1 protein-coding gene is annotated in these 2098 nt (G+C 68.7%); it reads left to right on the plus strand.

Annotated elements, in window-relative coordinates:
* Positions 1–148: 148 nt before the first annotated feature.
* A complete protein-coding gene (gene lysS / locus FMEAI12_RS32140) occupies positions 149–1648 on the plus strand; it encodes a lysine--tRNA ligase (protein WP_112108957.1) in 1500 nt (499 codons plus the stop codon).
* Positions 1649–2098 lie beyond the last annotated feature (450 nt).

Here is a 2098-nt window from a genome sequence, read left to right on the forward strand (position 1 = left end):
GCCGGGCCCTCGCGGGCGCGTGGGCGGCGGGGGCGGCTGAGGCGGCCAGTAGGCTTGACCACGCGGGCCGCGGGAACTGCGACGTGCGCGGCGCCGTCAAGACGCCTGGGATTCTCGGGCGGAAGCCTCTCGCAAAAGGGTGTTGTGCATGGCGACGGACGAGTCCACGGCGGGTCCCCGCTCCGGGTATCTCACCGACTCGGTGGCCTCCGCCGCGGCCGCCGCCGCGGACGGGACGGCCGTCCGCCTCGCCGGCCGGGTGGTGCTCTGGCGACGCATGGGCGGGCTGGTCTTCGGCCACATCCAGGACCGCGCCGGCCGGGTCCAGGTGTCGCTGTCCCGGGACGAGCTCGGGGTCGAGACCTTCCAGGAGTGGGCCCGCGCCGTCAAGATCGGCGACTTCGTCGGCGTCACCGGAACCCTCTACACCACCCGCCGTGGCGAGAAGACCGTCGGCGCCTCCGAGCTGGTCGTCCTGAACCGCACGGTGCGCGCCCTGCCGGACAAGTGGCAGGGCCTGTCGAACATCGAGGCCCGGCTGCGCCGGCGCTACCTCGACCTGCTGGTGAACAGCGACTCCCGGGAGCGCTTCCGTACCAGGGCCCGGACGATCTCCCGCATCCGCCGCTTCCTCGACGACAACGACTTCCTCGAGGTCGAGACGCCGATGCTGCAGGAAGCGGCGTCGGGCGCGGCCGCCCGTCCCTTCGTCACCCACCACAACGCCCTCGGCGAGGACTTCTACCTGCGTATCTCGCCGGAGACGTTCCTCAAGCGGGTCGTCGTCGGCTCCCTGGACCGCGTCTACGAGCTCGGCCGTAACTTCCGCAACGAGGGCATGGACCCCTCGCACCTGCAGGAGTTCACGATGCTCGAGTGGTACGCGGCCTACTGGGACTACCGCGACAACATGCGCTTCGTCCGCGAGATGATCCTGGCCGTCCTCGACGACGTCTTCGGCAGCCGGACGGTGACCTACGACGGCGTGAAGCTCGACTTCGGCGCCGACTGGCCCGAGCTGGACTACCGGGCCGAGGTCGCCCGGCGGACAGGCATCGACCTCACGGTCGTCCGTGATCTGCCGACCCTGCGGGCGCGCATCAGCGAGCTGGGGCTCGAGGTCGACGACGCGGCCTCCTACGCGGCGCTCGTCGACCTGCTCTACAAGAAGGCCGTCCGCCCGCACCTCGTCCAGCCGTGTTTCCTGGTGCACCATCCGGCGGAGCTCGTCCCGCTGGCCCGGCGCAGCGACGAGGACCCGTCCCGGCTCGACATGTTCCAGGTCGTCGTGAACGGCTGGGAGCTGGTGAAGGCCTACTCCGAGCTCGTCGACCCGGTCGAGCAGCGTCGCCGCCTCGAGGAGCAGGCCGAGCTGCGCGCCGCCGGCGACGACGAGACCATGATGCTGGAAGAGGACTTCATCGAGGCGATGGAGTACGGGATGCCCCCGATGTCCGGGCTCGGCATCGGCATCGACCGCCTCATCGCCCTGCTCACCGATGCCCCGACGCTGCGGGAAGTAGTCCTGTTCCCGCTGATGCGAGACTCCCGCCGCGGCCAGACCGACCCAGCCGCCGGCAACGACGCGAACGCCGCCGACACATCTGACACATCTGACACGACTGCCGCGGACCCAGGCGCCGGCTGACGCGGGGTCGCGTTGACCGGGCGTCAGCTGACACGGGGCCGTGTCGACCCGAGTCGACACACGGGTTCAAGGTCGCTGATGAGACTGCGGCGGATTCCCCATATCACGCCGAGGAAAACATTCGAGGAGCCGGCCGTGTCGCTGGCGTCGATACGTCATAGTTTCTGAGTCGTGGATTTGCCGGCAGACGGAATGGGCCAGCGCCTGGTCCAGGCACGGAATCCCTCAAGCTGTCGTCCACCGGGTGTTGGGCGCTAAAGGGGTAGGTGACCGAGCACAGGCTGCCGTGGTCATCCAACCAACTCCGTGTTCAAACCCCGAGTGCATCAGCGCTTGACTGAATGTGTGGCGGGTGAATGAGTCCATGGACTCATTCACCCGCCACACATGTTTTTGGAGGGTGTGGCCGGGGGTGAGGGGCTGGGGTTGACCTCTACTTCGGTTTAGGTG

The sequence above is a fragment of the Parafrankia sp. Ea1.12 genome, from assembly GCF_900465275.1.
Lineage (GTDB): Bacteria > Actinomycetota > Actinomycetes > Frankiales > Frankiaceae > Parafrankia > Parafrankia soli.

Coding starts and splice junctions, on each gene's coding strand:
- lysS (WP_112108957.1), top strand. CDS start 149: ATGGCGACGGACGAGTCCACGGCGGGTCCCCGCTCCGGGTATCTCACC.